General features: G+C 30.7%; 25 protein-coding genes and 1 pseudogene. 3 read left to right on the top strand and 23 right to left on the bottom strand.

Annotated elements, in window-relative coordinates; all coding sequences use genetic code 11:
- The first annotated feature begins 324 nt into the window (after positions 1-324).
- Positions 325-1,248: an ABC transporter permease family protein gene (locus B5E75_RS03125; protein ID WP_087357333.1), complete on the top strand. Its 924-nt coding sequence runs from the start codon at positions 325-327 to the stop codon at positions 1,246-1,248.
- Positions 1,249-1,799: 551 nt separating this feature from the next.
- Here B5E75_RS03125 and typA read toward each other — a convergent pair.
- The 11 genes from typA to B5E75_RS03070 form a co-directional block, all read right to left on the bottom strand.
- A complete protein-coding gene (gene typA, locus B5E75_RS03120; protein WP_087357332.1) occupies positions 1,800-3,623 on the bottom strand; it encodes a translational GTPase TypA in 1,824 nt (607 codons plus the stop codon).
- Positions 3,624-3,729: 106 nt separating this feature from the next.
- The gene (locus tag B5E75_RS03115) at positions 3,730-4,464 is read right to left on the bottom strand and encodes an alpha/beta hydrolase (protein ID WP_087357331.1); all 735 of its coding nucleotides are present in this window, start codon (positions 4,462-4,464) and stop codon (positions 3,730-3,732) included.
- Position 4,465: 1 nt separating this feature from the next.
- Entirely contained in the window at positions 4,466-5,122 is a 657-nt protein-coding gene (locus B5E75_RS03110) for an SGNH/GDSL hydrolase family protein (RefSeq protein WP_087357330.1), read from the bottom strand.
- A gap of 378 nt (positions 5,123-5,500) precedes the next feature.
- Complete coding sequence (locus tag B5E75_RS03105) at positions 5,501-5,815, bottom strand: branched-chain amino acid transporter permease (protein ID WP_087357329.1); 315 nt, start codon at positions 5,813-5,815, stop codon at positions 5,501-5,503.
- Positions 5,793-6,494, bottom strand: coding sequence for an AzlC family ABC transporter permease (locus tag B5E75_RS03100; protein ID WP_338037062.1), 702 nt, complete (start codon positions 6,492-6,494; stop codon positions 5,793-5,795). The genes B5E75_RS03105 and B5E75_RS03100 overlap by 23 nt, the downstream gene beginning before the upstream one ends.
- 164 nt (positions 6,495-6,658) lie before the next feature.
- Positions 6,659-8,299, bottom strand: a complete 1,641-nt coding sequence (gene treC, locus B5E75_RS03095) for an alpha,alpha-phosphotrehalase (RefSeq protein WP_275086200.1) — start codon at positions 8,297-8,299, stop codon at positions 6,659-6,661.
- Positions 8,299-10,179 carry a PTS system trehalose-specific EIIBC component gene (gene treP / locus B5E75_RS03090; protein WP_087357327.1) on the bottom strand — a complete coding sequence of 627 codons (1,881 nt, stop codon included), beginning with the start codon at positions 10,177-10,179 and terminating at the stop codon, positions 8,299-8,301. Before treP ends, treC begins: the two co-directional genes overlap by 1 nt.
- A 118-nt stretch (positions 10,180-10,297) precedes the next feature.
- On the bottom strand, positions 10,298-11,017 hold the full coding sequence (gene treR / locus B5E75_RS03085) for a trehalose operon repressor (protein WP_087357326.1): 720 nt from the start codon (positions 11,015-11,017) through the stop codon (positions 10,298-10,300).
- Entirely contained in the window at positions 11,007-11,657 is a 651-nt protein-coding gene (locus B5E75_RS03080; RefSeq protein WP_087357325.1) for an HAD family hydrolase, read from the bottom strand. Before B5E75_RS03080 ends, treR begins: the two co-directional genes overlap by 11 nt.
- A gap of 169 nt (positions 11,658-11,826) precedes the next feature.
- A complete protein-coding gene (locus tag B5E75_RS03075; protein WP_087357324.1) occupies positions 11,827-12,132 on the bottom strand; it encodes a pyrimidine dimer DNA glycosylase/endonuclease V in 306 nt (101 codons plus the stop codon).
- A gap of 183 nt (positions 12,133-12,315) precedes the next feature.
- Positions 12,316-12,906: a thymidine kinase gene (locus tag B5E75_RS03070; protein ID WP_087357323.1), complete on the bottom strand. Its 591-nt coding sequence runs from the start codon at positions 12,904-12,906 to the stop codon at positions 12,316-12,318.
- A 125-nt stretch (positions 12,907-13,031) separates the two neighbouring features.
- Between B5E75_RS03070 and B5E75_RS03065 the strand changes: the two genes are divergently transcribed.
- Entirely contained in the window at positions 13,032-13,418 is a 387-nt protein-coding gene (locus B5E75_RS03065) for a hypothetical protein (RefSeq protein WP_087357322.1), read from the top strand.
- Positions 13,419-13,462: 44 nt separating this feature from the next.
- Here B5E75_RS03065 and B5E75_RS03060 read toward each other — a convergent pair.
- The 3 genes and pseudogenes from B5E75_RS03060 to B5E75_RS03050 all read right to left on the bottom strand — a co-directional run.
- Positions 13,463-13,927, bottom strand: a pseudogene (locus B5E75_RS03060) (GNAT family N-acetyltransferase); the annotation flags it as partial.
- A gap of 73 nt (positions 13,928-14,000) precedes the next feature.
- Positions 14,001-14,378, bottom strand: coding sequence for a DUF3592 domain-containing protein (locus B5E75_RS03055; RefSeq protein ID WP_087357321.1), 378 nt, complete (start codon positions 14,376-14,378; stop codon positions 14,001-14,003).
- A 21-nt stretch (positions 14,379-14,399) separates the two neighbouring features.
- Entirely contained in the window at positions 14,400-15,287 is an 888-nt protein-coding gene (locus B5E75_RS03050) for a LysR family transcriptional regulator (RefSeq protein WP_087304961.1), read from the bottom strand.
- Positions 15,288-15,417: 130 nt separating this feature from the next.
- On the opposite strand from B5E75_RS03050, the gene B5E75_RS03045 reads away from it, so the two are divergent.
- Positions 15,418-16,155: an SDR family oxidoreductase gene (locus B5E75_RS03045; RefSeq protein ID WP_087357320.1), complete on the top strand. Its 738-nt coding sequence runs from the start codon at positions 15,418-15,420 to the stop codon at positions 16,153-16,155.
- A 51-nt stretch (positions 16,156-16,206) separates the two neighbouring features.
- Here the strand turns inward: B5E75_RS03045 and B5E75_RS03040 are convergent, their stop codons facing one another.
- From B5E75_RS03040 to B5E75_RS03000, 9 genes are all read right to left on the bottom strand, one after another.
- Positions 16,207-16,488 carry a hypothetical protein gene (locus tag B5E75_RS03040; protein ID WP_087357319.1) on the bottom strand — a complete coding sequence of 94 codons (282 nt, stop codon included), beginning with the start codon at positions 16,486-16,488 and terminating at the stop codon, positions 16,207-16,209.
- Complete coding sequence (locus B5E75_RS03035) at positions 16,488-17,042, bottom strand: GNAT family N-acetyltransferase (protein WP_087357318.1); 555 nt, start codon at positions 17,040-17,042, stop codon at positions 16,488-16,490. Before B5E75_RS03035 ends, B5E75_RS03040 begins: the two co-directional genes overlap by 1 nt.
- A 68-nt stretch (positions 17,043-17,110) precedes the next feature.
- On the bottom strand, positions 17,111-18,481 hold the full coding sequence (dnaB, locus tag B5E75_RS03030) for a replicative DNA helicase (RefSeq protein WP_087357317.1): 1,371 nt from the start codon (positions 18,479-18,481) through the stop codon (positions 17,111-17,113).
- A 14-nt stretch (positions 18,482-18,495) separates the two neighbouring features.
- Positions 18,496-18,942 (bottom strand): 50S ribosomal protein L9, encoded by a 447-nt coding sequence (rplI, locus tag B5E75_RS03025; RefSeq protein WP_087357316.1) that lies wholly within the window; start codon positions 18,940-18,942, stop codon positions 18,496-18,498.
- On the bottom strand, positions 18,942-20,906 hold the full coding sequence (locus B5E75_RS03020) for a GGDEF domain-containing protein (RefSeq protein WP_087357315.1): 1,965 nt from the start codon (positions 20,904-20,906) through the stop codon (positions 18,942-18,944). The genes rplI and B5E75_RS03020 overlap by 1 nt, the downstream gene beginning before the upstream one ends.
- On the bottom strand, positions 20,906-21,826 hold the full coding sequence (locus B5E75_RS03015; RefSeq protein WP_087357314.1) for a DUF2232 domain-containing protein: 921 nt from the start codon (positions 21,824-21,826) through the stop codon (positions 20,906-20,908). Before B5E75_RS03015 ends, B5E75_RS03020 begins: the two co-directional genes overlap by 1 nt.
- Positions 21,827-21,898: 72 nt before the next feature.
- A complete protein-coding gene (locus B5E75_RS03010) occupies positions 21,899-22,663 on the bottom strand; it encodes a Cof-type HAD-IIB family hydrolase (RefSeq protein ID WP_162607626.1) in 765 nt (254 codons plus the stop codon).
- A 101-nt stretch (positions 22,664-22,764) separates the two neighbouring features.
- Entirely contained in the window at positions 22,765-23,301 is a 537-nt protein-coding gene (locus B5E75_RS03005; protein WP_087357312.1) for a flavodoxin family protein, read from the bottom strand.
- A 119-nt stretch (positions 23,302-23,420) separates the two neighbouring features.
- Positions 23,421-24,305 carry a LysR family transcriptional regulator gene (locus B5E75_RS03000; protein WP_087357311.1) on the bottom strand — a complete coding sequence of 295 codons (885 nt, stop codon included), beginning with the start codon at positions 24,303-24,305 and terminating at the stop codon, positions 23,421-23,423.
- Positions 24,306-24,424: the final 119 nt, after the last annotated feature.

Genomic DNA, 24,424 nt, shown 5'->3' with positions numbered 1-24,424 from the left:
AATACGATAATGTCTTTAGAAAAATCATGAAATCAAGCACAATTAATTACGAGAATATAGTAAATTTTGAAATTCTAAAAATTTAATTTTATATCCTGTGTCTGATGGTCAATCAAGTTATACGATAAAATATCTAATGTAAAGAATTCTGGAATTTCTATTAAAAGATCACCTCAAGTTATTAGAAAAAGTATTCAGTATTACAACAAAAAACACCAACGAAAATCTTCTTTTTATACATCTTTTATAACTGCAATTATACTTAGCATTGCTGTCTTTACTCAGATGTACATGGCATACTACAATTCAACGATGAGCGATCTGTTGAATAATAGTTTCGGTGAAATAAGAGTATATTATGGATCAGATAAGTTAAAAGTATATCAGGAACTTACAACTCCAATCTCACTTACGAATATAAATAAGATGAGAAATATTAACGGCATTAAAAGCGTCTCACCTTTCTATGAATTTTATGGAACGATAAATAATATTTCTGTGGTTGTACAATCCTACAACAACAATCTTTTTTCAAAAACAAAAGATACATTGAATAAAGATAGTCAAACCATTATTTCAAACCATCTGTATGAAACAATAAAACATAAATCTACAATTGAATTAGAAACTGATTCAAAGCAGACCATAAAGATTGGTGCTGTATTAGAAAAACAGGTTATGAATCGTTATAGTAATAGTGGGGAAAACATTATTTATTTTCCATTAGAGTATTTTAAAGATAAAGACTATCCTGTATATATGGTACTTTTAAATATAGAAGAAGATGCCAATATAGATGAAGTCTATGATGCTTTAAAACGTGTTGATAATGACTTAACAATATATTCTCCTATAGGAATTGAACAGCTAAAGACATTTAATAAAAGTATTGTTGAAAAAATATCACAATTCTCTTTCATTATTTTGCTTATGGTATTTCTATTCATTATATATGATCGATCAAAAGAACTGTTTCACCAAAAGAAAGAACTTGCACTGCTTAAGGCAAATGGTTCTTCATCAATGCAGACTCTTAAAATACTATTTCTTAGATATATCAAAGAAATTATACTTATAGACATAATTGTAAGTTTATCAATATGTTTGTTCATCATGATTTTTAATTTTAAAAATCAACTTCTAATACTTAAAATGATTTTATTATTAATAAGCATCAACATTATGATTATATTTATACCTATATGCCTCTCTTTGATTCTTGTAAACAAAAGAGAGGTTATCTTATGACCACAAATAATGTCAAGAAATAAACAGTGATGAAATCAATACAATTTAAATTTAACAATTAAAAATATAACTTTACTTAACAAAAAAGTAAGTTTTTCATTGGCTATATTCAAAAGTAAATGCATAGCAATATTCTTGTCTAAATCTGTAAAAATCGTGCTTAAAATTTGAAAGATCTATGTTATAATCTGCTTTTTAATCAGATAATCAAAAAATATAAATCACCGAAAGACTACTGAACCATATTAAATATCCACTTTTTCGGTCCCTTTAATAGTGAACATCCAAAATACTGGACAATGGTAAAATATTGTAATATTAAACTCTACATTAAAATATCATAAAATAGAATTTCATTTTACAATTAACATTTTTTGATGTATGAAAATGACTTATATAATCTATTCATCAATCGAACTTTTTATATCACAATGCAAAAAATGTAAATAATCGTATTTCTCAACTTTCCTTGTTTTAAAATAAACGAAACGCTAGATTAGTTATCATTATAAAAAGAGTTCTTACTATCATTTAAGCAAGAACTCTTTTCATTATCCATTCATTTTTTTAGTATAAGCTTTTCTTCTTTCATTTTCTGTTAATAAACGTTTTCTTAAACGAATATTCTTTGGTGTGACTTCTACAAGTTCATCATCATTAATATAATCTAAACAAGCTTCAAGATTGAAAACTCTTGGTTTCTTTAATACAACTGTTGAATCTTTTGTTGATGAACGTGTATTCGTTAATTGTTTTCCTTTTGTGACATTGACAACCAAATCATTATCACGGCTATGTTCACCAACAATCATACCTTCATAAACATCTACACCTGGACCAACAAACATTACTCCACGATCTTCAACACCACCAAGAGCATAAGCTGTTGTTTGTCCTGTATCTATAGAAACAAGTACACCTAACTGTCTTTCTCCTACAGAATCTCCTTCCATTGGACGATAATCTAAGAATGAGTGATTAATAATTCCATAACCCTTTGTCATAGTGAGGAAGTTTGTCATAAAACCAATCAAACCACGAGATGGAATGATGTAATGTACTTTTGTCATCCCATTATCAGATTCCATATTTTCTAGTGTTCCTCGTCTAAATCCTAAAGATTCAATAATACTTCCTATACATTCATCAGGAGCTTCAATAAACACTTCTTCATATGGTTCACATTTAACACCATCAATTTCTTTAATAATAACTTTTGGTTTTGAAACCTGTAATTCAAATCCTTCACGACGCATATTTTCAATTAAGATAGATAAATGTAATTCTCCACGTCCTGAAACAATCCATTCTTCTGCATTAGGCACTCTTTCAATCTTTAAAGATACATCTTTATTTGTTTCTTTAAACAATCTTTCTTCAACCTTACTTGCTGTGACAAATTTTCCTTCTTTTCCAGCAAAAGGTGAAGTATTTGTACCAAATACCATTTGAATTGTTGGTTCATCAACACGTAACAATGGTAATGGTTCTTCATGTCCAATTGTACAAACTGTTTCTCCTACACCAATATCTGCAAGTCCTGCAATAGCAACAATATCTCCAGCACTAGCTTCTTCAATTTCAATACGATGTAATCCTAAAAAACCAAATAATTTTTGAACTCTAAATTGTGTTTTTGTACCATCAGCTCTTAAACAAACAACAGTTTCATTGACTTTAACCTTACCTCTTTGAATACGACCAATACCAATACGTCCTACATAATCATTGTAATCAAGTAATGCAGGTTGGAATTGCAATCCACCTTCTTCATCAACTAATGGTGCAGGAATTTCTTTAATAATCATATCAAATAAGCAATCCATATTTGGTACTTGTGTTGAAATATCTGGATCCAAACTTGATGTTCCCATCAAAGCCGATACAAAGACAGTTGGGAAATCTAACTGATTATCATCAGCACCTAATTCCATAAATAATTCCAATACTTCATCCATAACTTCATGAATACGTACAACAGGTCTATCTACCTTATTAATCACAACAATAGGTTTGACCTTTGCTTCAAGTGCTTTCTTTAATACAAATCGTGTTTGAGGCATTGTCCCTTCATATGCATCAACAACTAATAATACACCATCAACCATATTCATGATACGTTCTACTTCGCCACCAAAATCAGCATGTCCCGGTGTATCCATAATATTAATACGATAATCTTTATAATGAATAGCTGTATTTTTTGCTAAAATTGTAATTCCACGTTCTCTTTCAATCGCATTTGAATCCATTGCTCTTTCAGCAATTTGTTCATTATCTTTCAAAGTTCCAGATAATTTTAATAACTGATCTACTAAAGTTGTTTTCCCATGATCAACGTGTGCAATAATTGCTATATTTCTAATGTTATTCATGTATTTTCACTCCTTTTTTGCCTTTTTGATTATAACACAATTCATTGAAAAGACAATACAAAAAGCTTATCACTTTATGTAATTCATAACGAAAAATACAGGGTTTTTATCCCTGTATAAAAAAATCATATGTTAATTGAATAACTTGACGAATATGTTTCAAATTATCATAGTTATGCGTAGCTCCTTCAATAGGATAAAAAGTTGGATTCACAAATCCTTTTAAATACTTATTTGATATTTGAAATGGAACTGTTGTATCCTCTGTTCCATGAATAATCATTAAATCATTTTTATAAATATCCAAATCCTTATATAAATCTCTCGATGTTATATCTTCGACAAACTCATGAGAAATTTCAAAACCACCATGATCATAATAAGGAGCTTCTTCAACATGTCCTTTTAAATATTCAATCGCATCAGGTAGATTAAAAGCTGGTGCCCATAAACACATTTTAGAAATATCCTGTGGGAATCTTTTTGCTACTTCACTTGCAATGGCTCCACCCATAGAATGACCTAATAAATAAATATCTGTCACACAATCCATTTTCTTAACTTCTTCTAAAAGCTGAATAGCTGAATCCAGTTCATTTTGAAAAGTCATATCTTTAAATTCCAAATCTGATTCTCCACTTCCTAAAAAGTCCATACGCAAAGTTCCAATATTTTGCTTTTCTAACATTCTTGACAACTGAACATAAGAAAATTTTGTTCCTGTTTTTTGACCTGTAAACCCATGAAAAATAAGGCATACAGGAAACTGATTAGCATGTGGTTTATGAAAGAAACCTCTCATTGTTCCACGTTTTGTTTTCATTTCATAATACTCTTGCATATCATTTCTCCTTTATGGCTTTTAGAATCACTTCTGTTAAAACTTGATAACCATCTTCATTAATATGTAAACCATCAATAAAATAATTTGCATTTAATTGTCCATTTTCAAATAAAGAATCATAAACATTAATAAAATGAACATATTCATAAGGAATCATACGTTTATATTCTTTCATAATCATTTGTAAAATATCGTTACTTCTTAATCCTTGATGCATTGATTGATAACCATGAAGCTTTTCAATACACGGAATAGGACTTAACAAATGAATTTGGCATTCTGGTAAATTATAATGAATAATCTCCACCATCTCTTTAACATTCAAAGCAATATCTCTAGGACTTGCCATAATCGTATTTCCTAAATCATTTGTTCCTATTAATATAAAAACTTCACGTGGGCGATATTTAATAACACCTTCATCAACAAAATGCAGCAACATATCTGAAGTTATGCCACCAATACCACAATTATAAACAGGCCCTAAATCCTTAAAAACATGTTCTACATCATAATATTCAATAATAGAATCCCCATAGAAAACAATACTATTGTCTTGAATATATCTTTGTTGTTGAATAATTTGAATCATTCTTTTTAAAACTGATTCTCTCAACTGATAAACATTTGTATCATATTTCATACTTTCACGCATACAACCATCTCCTTATCACTATTATAACATAGCTTATATGAAAAGAATTTGAACAATGTATGTATTTATTGTTAAAGATTTTTTATATATGATATAATTATTATTGCATTTATCAATAGTGTGCTATGGAGGAAAACTGGTATTGATGTGATTTAATGGAGGAATATTAATGGAGTATTCTATTTAATTCTTGTAGTTACATACAAGTTTTTAAATAAAAACTAGTGAAAACTACATTTCATTAAATTTATATCTTTAACAGTTAGCTAAAATAGCTAAAAGGAAGAGTTCCCGCTCTTCCTTTTCTTTATATCTTTACCAGTCTTTTGACTACACTTATAGTATAGCACAAACAATAAAAATGTAAACTTATTTATTTTATACGAAAATAATTTGAACACATAACATATAAACAAGAGTTCCTCCAATAATAGATAATAACGTGTTACGTTTGATAAGATGTAAAAGAATGACAGTTCCTACACCAATCATTTCACAAATCCCATGATTTCCACTCAGTAAATCAACACTTCTTAAACAATACACTACGAGCATTGCCATAATAGCATAAGGTAAAACATCTCCAAGATATTCAATGATAGGATATGATTTATTTTTAAAGATGAAAAAAGGTAGAACTCTGGTTAAAAAGGTTATAACTGCAATAATACTAATCAGTATAATCCCATGCATTTTCCTTTCCTCCTTTTTCGTATACATAAATCAAACTTAAAATAATACCTATCATAGACGGGATAATAAAAGCATCACTACCAAAAATCAATAAACAAACAATACTGATTCCAAAGCCAATATAAGTATAAAGATGCTTTGTTGAATTTAAATATTGATCTACAACAATCACAACAAATAATGCCGTCATTGCAAAATCTAATCCCGTTGTATTGATTGTTAGTAATGAACCAACAATACTTCCTATTAAACTCCCTATCACCCAATAACATTGATCAAAGAAAGAAATAAAAAACATATAATATTGAGGTAAACATCCTTTTGGTGTTTTTGCACTCACTAACAAAGAATAAGTTTCATCCGTTAAAGAAAAAATCATATAAGGCTTTAACTTCCCCATATCCTCAAATTTTTTAATCATAGATAATCCATAAACCAAATGTCTAGCATTAATCAATAATGTCATTATAGCCACATTTATTAATGTTGCTCCTGATGTTAATAAATTAATAGCGACAAATTGCATACTTCCAGCATAAATAAAAACAGACATGGCTAAAGCATAAATAAATGAATATCCTTTACTCTCTAAAAGCATACCAAAAGCCATACCTAAGACAATATAACCCATCATAACTGGAATGGAAGCAATCAAGGCTTCTTTCATTGTTCTTTTCATTATTTCACCCCAAATCTATATGGCTCATATTTTAACATTATTCAGTTAATTTGTGAAATACAAAAATAGATTTTAATCATGAAAAATATAAAATTATATATTATTTTTGTTATTTATACAAAAAAAGAAACACATCTTACAATGCATTTCTTTTAAAAGCATTATTATTTTTTAATTAAAACAAGAGATTCATATGGTTTTAATTGAATTGTATTTTCTAATGTTTGACGCCCTACATTAGATAATAGAATATCATATTGTGAAGCCTCAACTTCAATAGTTGTTGTTTCATCACCATAGAAATGATTATAGACAATGATTTCTTGATCTTGATATTGACGTTTATATGCATAAAGTGTTGGATGCTCTAACAATACAGGTTCATATGTTCCCAAACTAATGACTTGATATTGCTTTCTTAATTGAATTAATTTTTGATAGTAATAGAATACTGAATCTTCATCTTGTAGATTTTTTTCTACATTAATATCTTTATAATTATAAATTGGTTCTATCCATGATTCAACATCACTAAATCCTGCATAAGGTTTATCATTCCATTGCATTGGTGTACGTGCATTATCTCTTGATTTTGCTAATAAGATTTGATAAATTTCATCTTCTGGTATACCTTTGTCTCTTAAAATCTGATAAGCATTCAAGCTCTCGACATCACGATATTGATGAATATCTGTAAAATAAGCATTTGTCATACCAATTTCTTCACCTTGATAAATATAAGGTGTTCCTCTTAGCATATGGATTGTTGTTGCCAGCATTTTCGCTGATTCTTTTGGATAATTTTTGTCATCTCCAAAACGTGATAAAACACGTGGTTGATCATGACAGCACCAGAATACAGCATTCCATCCATGACCTTCTTGTATACCTACTTGCCAATCGTTTAATAATTGTTTTAATTCTTTAAAATCAAAGGGCATTAATGTCCATTTTTCTTTATTTTTATAATCAACTTTCAAATGATGGAAATTAAAAGCCATTGAAAGTTCATGATGTTCAGGATTAGTATATCCAATACAATTTTCAATAGAAGTTGCTGACATTTCTCCAACAGTGATAATATCATCATATTGTCCAAAAGAATTTTGAGCAAGTTCTCGAAGATAAGTATGAACCAAAGGACGATCTGTATAAAATCTCTTTCCAACACCTTCAAAGTCATCTTCAAAAGACTCTTTATCAATCAAATTAATAACATCAAATCTAAATCCCTTAATCCCTTTTTCAATCCAGAAATTAATAATATTTGCCATTTCTTTTCTGACTTCTGGATTTTTCCAATTTAAATCAGCCTGTGTCTCATCAAAAAGATGAAGATAATATTCATCAAATTCTTCTACATATTTCCATGCATTTCCACCAAATTTTGATTCCCAGTTAGTTGGTGGATTATCATTCTTTCCTTTTTTAAAGAAATAATAATCTTTGTATTTTTGATCTCCTGATAAAGCTTTTTGAAACCATTCATGATAAGTTGATGTATGATTAAACACCATATCAAACATCAAATAGATATTTCTTTTCTTTGCTTCGCTAATTAATAATTCTAAATCTTCCATTGTTCCATAACGAGAATCAATAGAATAATAATCTTGAATGTCATAACCATTATCATTTTGTGGTGATACAAAGATAGGATTCATCCAAATATAATCAACACCTAATTTTTGCAAATAGTCAAGATGTTGAATAATTCCTTGTATATCTCCTAATCCATCATGATTCGTATCTTGAAAAGATTTAGGATAAATCTGATAAACAACTTTATCTTGAAAAGTCATCATTAGTTATCAGCTCCTTTCCATTGAAAAATATTTTCTTGTTTATATTGAACATCCTGCCCTTGACATTCAATATGTTGTCCACTTGTAAAAACGACAGGTGAAACAACAGATTTTCCTTGTGATAAAACATAATCAATATCAACTTTTGCTAAAACTTGTCCTTGAACAACATGATCACCTTGTTGAACATAAGATTCAAAACCTTCACCATTTAATTGAACAGTATCCATACCAATATGAATCAAAACTTCCAGACCATCTTCACGTCTTAAACCATAAGCATGTTTTGTTGGGAAAGTCATGACAACTTCACCACTAAATGGAGCAAGAACTTGCCCATCTTTTAATTCAACTGCAAAACCATCACCCATTAATCCTTGAGAGAAAACTTGATCTTCTACTTCCGTTAATGGCATCAAACGTCCTTGCATTGGTGAGATAAAATCTTTTTCTTCTTGTTTTGTTGGAACTGTTAATTTCTTTTTACCCACAATCATTGTTAAAGCAAAAGGAACGACAATGGCAACTGCCATAGCTAATAAGAAATAAACCCAAAATTCTGGTTTAATAGAAATAATTCCTGGTAAACCTCCAACACCTATACTAAATGCCTGTACGCCACAACCAACAGAAATGACTGCTGCAATTGCTGATCCAATCATTCCACAAACAAGTGGGAAACCATATTTCATATTGACACCAAATAACGCTGGTTCAGTAACTCCTAAATAACAAGATATACATGCTGGAACATTAATTTGTTGAGCACGTTCATCATGTCTTTGTAAGATAGACATTGCTAATACACTTGATCCTTGCGCAATATTAGATAAAGCAATCATTGGCCATAAAATAGTTCCACCAAACATATTTGTTAATGTTGTATCAATAGCATTTGTCATATGATGTAATCCTGTCATAACGATAGGTGCATAAACCAATCCAAACACAGCAGCAAATAATACACCAAAACTTGAAGTTAAACCACCATAAACAACATCAGCAATACCATTACCAATAGCCCATCCAATTGGTCCAACAACAGTATGTGCAATAATCACTGCGGGTACTAATGAACAAAATGGAACAACAATCATACTAATGACACTTGGTGTGACTTTTCTAAAGAATTTTTCAAGATATACCAAAACAAATCCAGCCATCATGGCAGCAATGACCTGCCCTTGATAACCAATCATCTGCACTTGAGCAAATCCAAAATCCCATACTGGAATTTGATTAGCCGGTGTACTGGCTACACTAAATCCATTTAATAACTGAGGCGATACAAGTGTTAATCCAAGCACAATTCCCAGCATTTCTGTTGTTCCCATTTTCTTTGTGATAGACCAGACAATACCTACTGGTAACAAATGGAAAACAGCTTCACCAATTAGCCATAAAAAGCTATATGTTCCTGCCCAGAATTGTGAAATATCTGCTAAACTTTGTGTTCCATTATTAAAGAAATTAATTTCTCCAATAATATTTCTAAATCCTAAAATCAAACCTCCACAAATCAATGCTGGAATCAATGGAGCAAAGATTTCTCCTAATGCTCCCATCATTTTCTGTAACCATGTTTGATTTGTTTTTGAAGCATTCTTCACAGCTTCCTTACTTACACCTTCAATACCACTCACTTTAACAAAATCGTTATAAAATTCTGAAACTTCATTACCAATAATGACTTGAAATTGTCCTGATTGTGTAAATGTTCCTTTTGCAGAAGGCAATGATTCAATTTTATCAATATCTGCCTTCTTAGAATCAACTAAAACAAAACGCATTCTTGTGACACAATGTGAAACAGCATTAATATTTTCTTTGCCACCCACATACTCTAATAAATCTTTAGCATCCTTTTCAAACTTTCCCATTTTTTTCTCCTTATCTTGTACGTACATGTTTTTGTTTTCGCTTACATTTTAACTTGTACGTACACCTTTGTCAATAAGAAAATATGATTTTTCACAAAAAAATAGACACATGACGTGTCTAATAATCCATATGCGATCTTCTGGCAAATTCAACAAATCTAAACTTATCCGGACGATGTTTTGATTCCGTATATTGAAACAATGTCGCATCTTCTAAATAAGTATAACTTTTCACACATACAAGCAAATCAAAACCATCCATATCTAATAATTCTTTTTCTTGATCACTTGCTTGAATGACTGTAATTTCTTTTTTTGCAAAAGAAACTTTTAATCCCAAATCATTTTCAATATATTCATAAATAGAATCTTGAACAATTTCTTTTGTTAAATGAGGTATGACTTGAGCATTAATATAGTCAATATCTAAGATAATTTTTTCCCCATCAATATCTCTAATTCTTTCGATATGATAAACATCACCTTTTTGCATATAAAGTTCTTTTTTCAAATAAGTTGTCACAGGTATCTTTTCAAAACAATGCACAATAGTCATTACATCTCCCGGTAAAGTATGTGAAAGTTCTTTAAAGCTTGTTAAACCGGCAACTGGAAAAGCAATCTTTTCATGATCCAAAACAAGTGAACCTTTCCCTTTAGATGTATGAATATATCCATTTTGTTGTAAAAGAGATAATGATTTACGTATAGTATCTCGTGATGAATGGTAAAGTGTCATCAGTTCATTTTCGCTTGGTAAGAAAGTATGTGATGGAATTTCTTTCCTTTCAATTTTTTGTTTCAAATCTTCATAAATTTGCAGATATTTACTTAACATTTTCCCATTCCTCTATGATTTCTTTTAATTCCTTTAAATCTTCAACAATATAATCACAATGATATTGTTGAAATTCCTCTAAATTTCCATAACCATATAAAACTCCAATACATGGTATATGATTTTGATGTGCTCCAACAATATCATGTTGACGATCTCCTACCATGATACAATCTTGATTATTTAAATGCTCTTGCTTTAAACAATGTGCAATAATATCTCCTTTATTTTTAAGTTTTCCATCTAAACTAGCTCCATAAATTTCTGTAAAATAAGGAGTCAAAGAGAAATGATCCAAAATTTTTCTAGCAAAGACTTCAGGCTTACTTGTACATACATATAAATGTTTATCAGATAAGGATTGTAAAAATTCTTCCATTCCATCATACACCTTATTTTCAAATAATCCTTTAGTTGAAAAATATTCACGATATTTTTCTACAGCTTCCCAGCTCTGTTTTTCATCCATATGATAATATTCTTGAAAAGACACATCTAAAGGAGGTCCAATAAAAGGCTTTAATGTTTCTAAATCATGCACCTCAATACCAAAAGATTTCAAACTATACGCAACAGAGTGTGTAATACCTAAAAAAGGATCAGTCAAAGTTCCATCTAAATCAAATAAAATATTTTTCATTTCATCATCACCATTATCTATTATACATGATTTCCAAAAAGAAAAAAGAATCAGAAACCTGATTCTTTCTAGAATACATATTTTAAAGGGAGTTTTTATGAATTCTATTATCTTTACACCCATAATATACTTTGTCAATATGAATTAGATATGAACATTTCATTTTTCTTTAATTTTCTTTATATAAATGTTGAGGTATTTCAATATCATCAAATGTGGCATAAGATATTTCATAACCTCGATGAATCCCCCTATAACAAGAATCTTTCCATAAGGGATTAACACTATAACCCCTGTTTTCTATTTCTTTAATAATATACATATGGAAAGTATAAAGATATAAATAAGGGTATGCAAAAACATAATGTTGCGTTTTTTGCCATCCATCTCCTCTTAAATAACAAATATAATCATGTTGTTGGAATAAATCTTGATTTGATAGTTGAGATATATTTTCCTGATGACATAAATCCATATGAACCCCTCCTCATATATGATTATGCATCAAACAAAAAAATATACAAAAAAGTGAAAGAGATGCTTTGGGGTTGCATCTCTTTCTTAGGGATATATGATAGATTTGAGGGGAATCAATACTATCGTATTTGTCTTTCGACACTATTAATATATATGAGAAATATGTCTTGAGTATGAACTTTTAAAATTTATGTGGTTTATTTAAAATTTCATGACAATGACGACAACGTGGTTCATAATGATCAACTGCCCCTACTAGAACAATTGGATCTTCAAATGATGCAGGATGTCCATCAACAAGTCTTTGCGTACGTGTTGCTGGAGCACCACATTTTGCACAAACAGCTGTTAATTTTGTTACAAATTCAGCACGTGTCAACAATTCAGGTAAAACACCAAAAGGTTCACCTCTAAAGTCTTTATCCAATCCAGCCACCATCACACGTAATCCTTTATCTGCCAGATATTCACATACATCAACAATATCTCTATCAAAAAACTGGACTTCATCAACGGCAATCACTTCTGTATCGGGTTTGACATATTTTAAAATTTCCTTTGAATCTTTCACCACAATACAAGGAACTTTCGTCCCAGCATGAGAAACAATTTCTTTTTCCGAATAACGATTATCAATAGCCGGTTTAAAAACAATGATATTTTTTTTAGCATAAGAAAGAACATTAATACGACGAATCAGTTCTTCTGTTTTTCCAGCAAACATACATCCACAGATGACTTCCAGCCAACCTTCACGATATTGATTATACATAATTTCAACCTCCACGAATAATTATTATACTATAAATATCTACAAATTTATACATCATTTATAAAATTATAGAAGTACATATTTCATTCATAATTCATCTTTATAATAAAGCACAGGTGATAAAAATGAATTGGTTAAGAAATTTTATGTATGGTAGATATGGTGTCGATCAATTGGGTAACTTTTTGTTTATCAGTTATATTATTTTGTTTGTTATTTCCTTATTTGTTCCTTATGTTGGATTTTTATGCTATGCTTTGATTATTTATAGTCTTTTTAGAATGTTCTCTAAACAAATCTATAAACGACAGGCAGAAAATGAATGGTTCTTATCAAAAACAACTGGGATTAGAAAATTCTTTAATCGTCAAAAAAACAAATGGAAATATCGTAAAACACATAAATATTTAAAATGCCCCCATTGCCATCAGTATTTAAGAGTTCCTAAAGGTAAAGGAAATATTACTATTACCTGTCCTACATGCCATCAACAATTTGATAAACGCACATAAAAAATGATATTCATCTTTTGATGTCTATCATTTTTTTATTGATTTTATTTTGTACGTTCAATTGTATATAAATAATGAAGTGTCTCTCCGTTATAATATCCTGTCATAAACTCATCTACCTTTTTCATACCAAGACTCTCTGCCACCTTGATAGATGAAATATTATCAGCTTTAATGATGGCATATAACTGATCTGCCTGTAAATTTTCAAAAGCATATTTTTGACAGCTTAATGCAATTTCTTTGGCATATCCATGATGCCAGAACTCCTCTTTTAACAGATAACCCACTTCCAATATCTGGGTATTCTGATAAAGCTGCATTGTCAGCCCTGCCTGACCAATCATTTCATTTGTCTCTTTTAAAATCATGGCCCATAATCCAAAACCATATTCCTTATATCTTTTTCTTTGACGATCTAGCCATGTCTGAACATCTTCTTTTGAAAAATCATGTTCATAAGCATACATCACATGTGGATTCTGTAATATTTGAGCTAAATCATCAAAATCACTTTGTTCTCATTCTCTTAAAAACAAACGTTCTGTTTCTAAAATCATGATATTCCCCCTTATCTTTTATCTATAATATGCTTTGAAAAAAGAAACCTAAACAAAGCACAATCACTCCCACAATTACAAATAATGTCCCTACAAGACAACGTATCCATTGTCCACTCTTCTTGATATATGAAAGATGAGGTTTTTTCTGATTATAGATGACATCACATGTTTTTCCAACAATAAACACACCATTTGATGTCCATTGCGTTTTTTGTGTATAGTGATGTCCATCCACATCATACTCAAATATAGCTATGGCATTTTGTCCATTATCCTCTATTTTTGTTATTGTTCCTATGACACGACCATGATACCTTAATAATCTCACATATTCAGGTACACAACATAAAAGCCCTACAACGAAAAATAAAATTCCTATAATCCAAAAGACAATCATAATATAACTTTCCTTGTGTTTTTATATAATTTCAAAATCTTCATTACGATAATGTATCCAGTCTACTTCATTGATATGCGCTTGTACCTTTTTAATTTTATCAAAATGATTTTGATGACATATCAAATAGAAAGTCAGTGTAGCTTCTGGATTCGTAATAGGAATATAAACTCTATCTTCATAGAGATGAAATCTTGGTATTGTCAAACTTGTTCTAAAAGTCAACAAAGAAGATTGTCTTTGAAGAATCCCATACAATTCCAAATCATCCTGTACAATAAAATGTGAATCAGGCATATTGTCTACACACACTTCATGCCAATAACCTGTATTATTATATTCCAAAAAATTTTCACCGTTTAATTCTTCAAAAGTTATGGTTTTTTTATTTGCTAAGGGGTGATGGGATGTTGTTGAAATGTTTAAAACTTCCTGGCATATTTGAAAACAAACAACATCTTCTTTATTTATTGGATAGTCTAAAATAATAGCTGAATAATCATGTTCATTGAAGCCTTGAATCAATTCTTCAGCGTCAGCCTTTGTTTCATATCCAAAAGACATATCAGGGTATTGACGTTTCATCGTATATCTCAAAGCCCATAATGGTGCCGGGGCACAAGAACCAATGAACATATTCATATTGCGATTATATTGATTCTTGACTTTCTCCTGTAGCTTATCAACATGATTGAGTATATCTTTTCCTTCTTCCACAACTGTTTTTCCATATTCGTTTAATATGAGTCGATTGTTGATACGATCAAATAATTCCATACCAAGTTCTTTTTCTAATGTTTTTAAAGAACGTGTTAAACCCGATTGTGATATATACAACTCTTGAGCCGCTTTGAGCATTGTGCCACATTCTGCTATTTTGATAACGTACTGTAATTGTCTTAATTCCATATAACATCTTCTCCTTATGCCTTGTAATCATATTATACTATGATTTATAATCATATATCTATGATTTCTAACAATTATTTTTTTATTAATCTCTTTGATAAAATGATGTTGTCAAAAGGGGGAAAATCAAATGGAAAATGTAGAAAACAAAGTCATTATCATTACAGGAGCCACTTCTGGTATTGGTGAAGCCACAGCTAGAGTTTTAGCAAAGCATGGCGCTAAAGTTGTATTAAGTGGCAGAAGAGAAGAACGTTTAGAAAAATTAGCTAATGAATTAGGTGATAGTGCTATTTATTTAAAATCGGATGTAACAAATATAGTAGATATGAAAGCTATTGTAAAATTAGCTAAAGAAAAATTTGGAAAGGTCGATGTCTTATTTGCAAATGCAGGTATTATGCCAGCTGGAAATATGTCTGAATTAGATCTCAAAGGATGGATGGATATGGTTGATATCAACATCAAAGGTGTCCTCAATTCCATGTACGCTATTATTCCAGAATTCTATCAGCAAAATTCTGGACATATCATTATTACCTCATCAAGAGCAGGAACGACATTGGTTCCAGGAAATGCAGTCTATTGTGGAACAAAGCATTTTGTCAAAGTGATGTTACAATCTTTTAACAGTGAAACAAATCAGGAAGGTAAAAATATTCGTACAACAACAATTTATCCTGGAGCTATCAAGACAGAATTATTAAATCATGTCGTTGAAAATGATCATAAGAAGATGGTCGAAGGATTTTATGAACAATTTGGACTTCAACCAGAAACAATTGCGAATGCTGTCCTATATGCGATTTCTCAACCAGATGGTGTTGATGTTTCTGATTTAGTTATCCGTCCTACATTTGAAGGATAAATGATATATTGAAAACACACCCGCAGGTGTGTTTTTATTTTGTCTTTCATATCATGATTTTTTACTTATGATCCAATTCTCGTATTTTGACTTTCTTTGTGCATAATAGCCACAGGGCATATCTTTTAAAGCTGCAATGGAAGGATCTAAATGGAATACATATTCAAGAGAAACTAACCTTGCCTCATTACTACTATGTTGTTGATCACATAAAAATTGCCACATTCCATCATCTTCATCATGAAAAACATATAAAATGGAAGCATTTTGATCAAGAATATGACAACAGATCAGCGTTGCTGTATTGGGTGCATCTTCAAAAGGAAATAACATTATGAATTCCCTTCTTTCATCTTTTCCCAAGATTCTTTTGTCATATAATTTGTATGACCAATTCTTACTTCATTCAACAAAGGCACAGGCACTTCATCACAACTATGATGATAAATAAATCCTAGCTTTTCTTGTACTCTTAAAGATTTCGTATTTCCATCATAATACCCACACCAGATAGTCTTCATATCTAAATCTTCAAAGGCATGTCGAATCAATTCTCTACCAGCTTCAGGCATATAGCCTCTTCCCCAATAGGGTTTGGCCAGCCAGTATCCAAGCTCACATTCATCATCACGTTCAGTCATATCTGTATGCCCATTGAGTTTTAGTTCTATAGCCCCAATAGCTTCATGAATATTCCTTTTGCAAATCGCATAACATTCATCACCATTAAAAACATGACGTATCACATCTAAACTTTGTTCCACACTTTGATGGGGTGGCCATCCTGCAATCGGTCCAACATCAGGATCACTGGCATATCGAAAAAGACTTTGCGCATCACTTTCTTCCCACGGTCTAAGAATTAACCTTTTGGTTGTGAAAATCATAAGCGTTCCTCCTTTATAAAATCATTTTTAAATAAAAGGAGTCAAAACTCCTTCATTTTGTCAAATATTTATGTTCTTAAATCTTTAACACCTTCTAATGGATTAATTTGCTGATCTGATCTTGCTGGATTGGCAAACTTACTAAATTGTTTTAAGAAAACAAGACGTATATCAGCCAAAGCCCCATTACGATGTTTTGCAATAATAATATCTGTTGCTCCTTGTGTTTCTGCTTCTTTCTTTGGATCTTGATAATCTTCACGATGAATAAAAGAAACAATATCAGCATCCTGTTCAATAGCTCCAGATTCTCTTAAGTCTGATAAAACCGGTCTTTTATTATCACGTTTTTCAACTGAACGTGATAACTGACTTAAAGCCAATACTGGAACTTCCAGCTCTCTGGCAATCATTTTTAACTGTCTTGAAATATCAGAAACTTCCTGTTGTCTAGATTCACGACTATTCGCTGGTCCAGAAATCAACTGCAAATAGTCAATGACAATCATCTTTAAGCCCTGTTCTCTTTTTAAACGACGACATTTGGCAGCAATTTCTCCAACACGAATACCGGGTGTATCATCAATATATAGGTTACATTTCGATACCTTATCTGCCGCTGCATAATATCTTTCACTACTTTCTTTTAAAATAGAACCTGAACGCAAAGATTCAGCCTTTAAGCTTCCGGCAGAACAAATAATACGCTGAATTAACTGTTCAGCAGGCATTTCCAATGAAAAGATAGCCACTGCTTCATCTGATTTATAAGATACATTATAAGCCACATTTAAAGCAAAAGCTGTTTTTCCAACGGATGGACGGGCAGCCAAGATAATTAAGTCACCTTTTTGAAAACCCGATGTCAATTTATCCAAATCATAATATCCAGTTTTAACACCAGATATTTTTCCATCTGCTTTTTGTAACATCACCAAACGATCAGTCACTTTTTGAATCACAGATTTTACATTTTGAAATTCTCCAGCATTACGATCTCTTGTGACATTTAAAAAATCTTTTTCAACTTCTCCAATAAAATCATTAATATTGCCTACATCATCATAGGCTCTTTCAATGATTTGTGTTGACTCTTTAATCAGTCTTCTCAATAAAGATTTTTCATTTAGTGTTCTCAAATAATGTTCACTATGAGCCGTAGTTGGAACTGATTCACTTAATTCCAGTAAGTATTCCACTCCACCTGTTTTATCCAATAATTTTTTATCTATCAGATAAGACGTGACTGTCGTTACATCAACCGGCTTATTTTCATTATAAATGTTTTGCATAGCCTCAAAAATAATACGATGACTATCCAAATAAAAATCATCCTTTGAAGCTAGAGATAAAATATTTTGACATATATCACTTGATATTAACATAGAACCTAATAACGATCTTTCAGCCACAAGATCATGGGGATATTCTCTAGCCATTATATGATTCCTCCTTATTTTTCAGATAAATGTACCTTAATAGTTGCAATAACACCTTTATATAATTCAATCTTTAAATTTGTATAACCTAATGCCTGAATTGGTCTAGCATTAATAAATTTTCTCTTATCCACCTTAATATCATATTTTTTAGATAATTCTTCAACCACATTTTTTGTTGAAATACTTCCAAAAGTTTTTCCATCTTTACCAGAAGATAATTGAAATTCCAAAGTCAAACTTTCAATCTTTTCTTTTAATGCTTCAGCATTTTTCTTATTTTCTAATTCCTGTAATCTTTCTTTTTCTTTTGTTTGAGCAACCATTTCTTTTCCATGTTCAGTTGCTAAAATGGCTAAATGATTTTTAATCAAATAATTTTGACCGTATCCATCTGCCACCTTCACAATATCATTTTTCTTTCCTAATTTTTTAACATCCTGTAATAAAATCACTTTCATTATGCTTCACCTCTATCATCTAAATATTCCTGTATTTTTTCTTCCAATAACAATCGCACTTGTTCAATGGACTGATCTTCAAATTGAGCCGCAGCCATACTAAAATGACCTCCACCATCCATTGCTTCCATAATCACTTGTACATTAATATCTTTTGTACTTCTAGCACTAATGGCCACCGTTGTTTTTGATACCTTTCCAATCGAAAAACTTGCTTTAATCCCACTAATCTCCAATAGTGCATTACTTGATTTTGCCAGTAAACTACGTGTGTATTCCTCACTTTCCTGTCCACAGGCAATTAAGATTTGAGGATTAAATTGATAAGCAGTTTGCGTAATAGATAAACGTTGCAAGGTTTCTTGATAAGAATCTTTAATAAACTCATAAGCCATTGGAACATTCGCCTGTAGCTCTTTTAAATGAGCCGCTGATTGGAATGTTCTAACACCGACACGCTGTTTAAAATTGTTGGTATCAACAAGCATACCTGCATACATTATTGTAGCATCTAGCTCATTGATTTTCAAATCCACATTCTGATAATCACAAAGCTCAATCACTAATTCTACGGTACTAGAAGAAGCCGGTTCCAGATATGTTAATACGGGGGCCTCAATAAATTCTTCTCCTCGACGATGATGATCAATAATGACCTTATTTTTTACACGATCAAGCAAAGGTTTAGAAAGAGCTAAACTTGATTTATGATTATCTACCACAATCAATAAAGTATTTTTATTAATATTTTCCATTGCTTCATTAGCTGATATTAATAATCCTTTATAACGTTGATCAGCCTTTACCATCACAGCAACTTCTTTTGTTTTCTTTTCAATCGAATCAAAATCAATAATCACATTTGTCTTTTTTCCATATGCCATCGCAATTTTAGCTACACCAATCGAAGCCCCAAAAGAATCTAAATCAGAATTTTTATGTCCCATCACAAGAACTTGTCCAGCATTTTTAATCAGTCCAGCTAAAGATTGAGCAATAACTCTGGCACGAACCTTACTGCTCTTTTCAAATGTATCACTGTTACCACCAAAAAATCTCACTTTCTTATCTTCACCCGATTTAATCGCAACTTGATCACCACCACGTGAATAAGTTAAGTTTAAAGCAGCAGAAGCCATTTCATCCAGTTCTCTTAAAACACGGGAATCCTTCCCAATTCCAATACTCAAAGTCATGACTTCATCTAATTCCTTAGACATTTCTTTAAAAGTATCTAAAATTGCAAACTTATTTTCAACTTGTTTACGATAAATACGTTCATTAAAGAAAGCCAGATATCCACCAGATTTAAAACGTCTAATAATAATCCCATTAGAATAAGCCCAATCGACAATCACTTGACGAGAACGTGATTGTATTAAAGCCATCTTTGGTTCATCTGCATTTTCTAATGTTTCTTCATAATTATCTATGGTAATGTAGGCCATACAGACTTGTTGATCTAAATAATCCTGTTGCAACGATAACAGTTGTGTGACATCTTTTAAATAAATCAATTTTGTTTCTTGGCTATTATAGGCTTCAAATTTCTTCCCCTTAATATCAATGACTTTAACATCTTCATCATCAAAAAGACTAGCTAAATGAGGTTGCCATTCTAATAACTTTACCCCCACAACATTAATATTCATAGCTTTTAATAAATCACTCGTCCATACAATATTTCTATTTTCATCATATTGAATTAAAGCAATCCCACCAAAAAGAAAAGCATTTTTAGCATCCTTATTTAAAACTTCTTCTACACTTAAATGATTATTTTCTAATATATAAGATATATAAACAATAATAGTAAAAATAATTATATTTTTAATTAAAGCATACACACTAAACGTCAACAAGATTGAAGTATTCAACAAAAGATATAATCCAAATAATAAAGCACATTCTCCAACCAGTATGGCCATAATGAGATTTCTAATCTGTATCATTTTTCTTGTCATTATACCCCTCCTTGTCTATTATGTTTATTATACAATAGTTTTTCTCTTAAATCACTAAATATATCTATGATTCCTATGACAATATAAACCGGTAAAACAAATGGTATTAAAAAACCAAGCATAACTAAAATAATACCACGTGGTTTTTGATATAAAATCAATAACCAAGATAAAAAAGCAATGCCTTCCACTGCAAACACCAATGAACTCATTAATTGAATATATGTGAAATATAAAGAATGGAAATGAAAAATATTTTGCAAACAATAACTGAATATCCACAAAAATAAGACAAGCCACCCTATTATTCTATTGATATGCATATATGCAATATGAAATGAAGATGGAAAAGAAATATCCAATCGTGATAAAACCATTTGACAAAAAAGAAGAATAACATACATTTCTAATATTGACATGATTAATAGTAGTAAAGGTGCTAAAGAAAGAAAAGAAGTCAAGGAAATACTTTGTGATAAAGAGGGGATTATATCTTGCATCATAATATACATTTCTTTCATTTCCGCTATTAAATCCATTCCTAATAAACCGGCAAAAACTTCATAAAGCAAAACATTGTTTAAAAAAGTTAAAAATAAAGTACCTAACAACAAAGCGCCTCGAGAAGCGTGACGCTTTAAAGCTTGTCCTAAAAACAAACCAATCAGACAAGATGAAAAGGCTGAAATTGCAAAAAAAGGTAAACCAGTTATGATAATAATAAGCATAGATACAAAAGCGACTATCAAACTATCCTGTAAGGAATAATGATAGCTATACCATACAAGAGGTATAACCATAACATAACAAATAAATATATCTAATAAACTTCCTGTATACGTATTAAAAATCGATAAAGCACCAAAGATCGCTGATAGCATAGCACCTTGCACCATCTTTTTTATTTTAATATTTCCCATATGGATGATCCTTTCTTTTCAAGTATCGCTATTATAGCATAAAAGGAATCATTTATGCAAAAAGGAATAACTTTATGCTATTCCTTCATGGATTAAAGCTTTCATAATCCCATCACAATCAATAGAATCGGTAATATATGTCGCTTTTTGTTTTAATTCTTCTACTGCATTCCCCATTGCAATGGCATGACCTACTTCTCTAAACATTGCCTGATCATTATAACCATCACCAAAAGCATAGGCATCTGCTTTATCAATATGAAAATGATTTAAAAGATATGCAATTCCGTCACCTTTATCAAAACCAATAGTAGAACAATCACATGAACCATGTCCACCATGATCATTAATTACAAGTTCTTTTTGAAAAGCCTCAATCAGTTCATCCCTTTTTGAAAGACTATCATAAAACAAATCAAACGTATAGAAAGATAAATCCTTTGGCAACAATTGAATATGTTGTTTTCCATATTCTTTTTGTATTTCTTGTATCTGCTTTTCATCTAATAAATAAGGCACTGCAACATTATCAGACACAAACATAGCTCCAGCTTCTAATTTTTTTATTTTCTCCTGATAATCATATAATTCTTCCTTTGAAAATGCCTCACCATGTAATTTTTGATGATGATATAAAATATATCTGCCATTACATGTAATCAACCCATCCACAAGATTGGCAAACAGATTTTGTGCATAGAAAGGCGATCTTCCTGTACAAATAAATGTATAATAGCCACGTTCTTTCAATAATTGTAATGCTTTTAAATTACTTTCAGGGATAACCCCATGAATAGCTAATGTCCCATCAATATCAAAGAAAAATATCTTTTGCATAATCATTCCTTCTTTCTGCGTTGAACTTGATTAAAAATCATTCTCATTATCCTTACCATTTATTTTATTATAAAGAAAAGACTCTGATGATTTCAAGAGTCTTAATCAATACTTTTTCCTAATTCATATGCCTGTTTCATAAAAGCAGAATGTGATGTCATAGACGGTGTTCCACAGCCAGTAGCGAGAATCATACCTAAATCTTCAAAATGCATGTAATCAACCAATGCCTGATAATGTGCTTCCACAGCATCCATTGTTCTCTTTGAACTATTCCATGCGGCACAAATAAAAACTGTCTTTTTATGCATTGAGGATAATTTCATTGTAAAACTATAAATACGATCAATAGCGGCTTTTAACTGTGCAGAAATACCAAAATAATATAATGGCGATACAAAAACAATCACATCATGACTTAACATCAATTCCTTTAATTCATTCATATCATCTTTTTGTACACAAGGTCCATCCATGCCACAATGTTCACATCCTAAACAAGGCGCTATATGATGATGTGCAACATCAAATTCTGTAACCTCATGATGATTTTCTTGAACTCCTTTTATAAATTGACTTGTTAGAAGATTGGAAGAACCTTTGATATGAGGACTTCCTTTTATGATCAATATTTTCATATTCATTTCACCCCTCATCATTATCATAGCCCTGTATCCAACCTATGTCTAATACTTATATTTTATCTCTAGCAATACCTTTTAGGTATAATAAAAACCAATTTCTGAGCAATCTTCTATTAATTAAAAATATTTTTCAATATTTCAGCAAATTCTTCAATATAATAATTTGTATTCCTTTTATTCCAGCATACAAAATAATTCCTTTGAACTGGTTTTCCATTTTTATAAAGTGGAATCCTTTTGATACCTTTTACAGGTATATCCATATGCCCTATCACATCAATTGGTAAATATCCTCGATTCCCTACCACCATCAAACGTGCCTGTTCCAAAGAATCTACATATAAAAATTGATGTGATAAACCTAAATCCTTTTCATAAAAATTCTTTTCTGATTGTTCATAACCTTTAGATACAACCAATATACATGACATAGATTTTAAATCTTCTGTTGTTAGTATTGGTTTTTTAGCCATAGGATGAACAGAAGCTATTTCCACATATGATTCACTATATTTTAGTTCATCATTATAGTAATCTTGATTATAGGTTCTTCTTTGTTCACTGATTTTTAAATCTATTTTTCCTTGTAATAAAAGTTCATACAATTCTTCATGTGTCCCACTCACAATAGAAATCTTAACTTCTGAATATAAATCATAAAACTGAGTAATCGCTTGTTGAAGTTCATGCAAACTAAAGTTTTTAGGATATCCAATTCTTAAAGCTAATTCATGATCTTCTCCTAATCTTTTTGTTTCTTCAGTTATGTGTTCTACTTCTTTTAAAATAGCTTTCGCATGACGATAAAAATATTTTCCTGCTTCCGTTAATTCAATATGCCTTTTTTGCCTTATCAACAATTGTACTTGTAAATCAGCTTCTAATGCTCGAATTTGTTGAGAAATTGCAGATTGAGAAATATAGCACTGTATAGCAGCTTCTGTAAAACTTCCACATTCTGCAATTGTAATAAAATACTTCATTTGTTTCAGTAGCATCATTTCTCACCTCTAATTTCATTTTATCAAAAAAGACTTTATCAAACAACTGACCAATATTTCATCTTTTATCCAATATTTTCTAAGTTCATTTTTCACATTTGAGAATAAATGAAAAC

This window comes from Massiliimicrobium timonense, assembly GCF_002160865.1.
In the GTDB taxonomy this organism is placed as follows: Bacteria; Bacillota_I; Bacilli_A; order Erysipelotrichales; family Coprobacillaceae; genus Allocoprobacillus.
The sequence above is the reverse complement of the archived record's forward strand: the minus strand, read 5'-3'. Positions and strand labels throughout refer to the sequence as shown.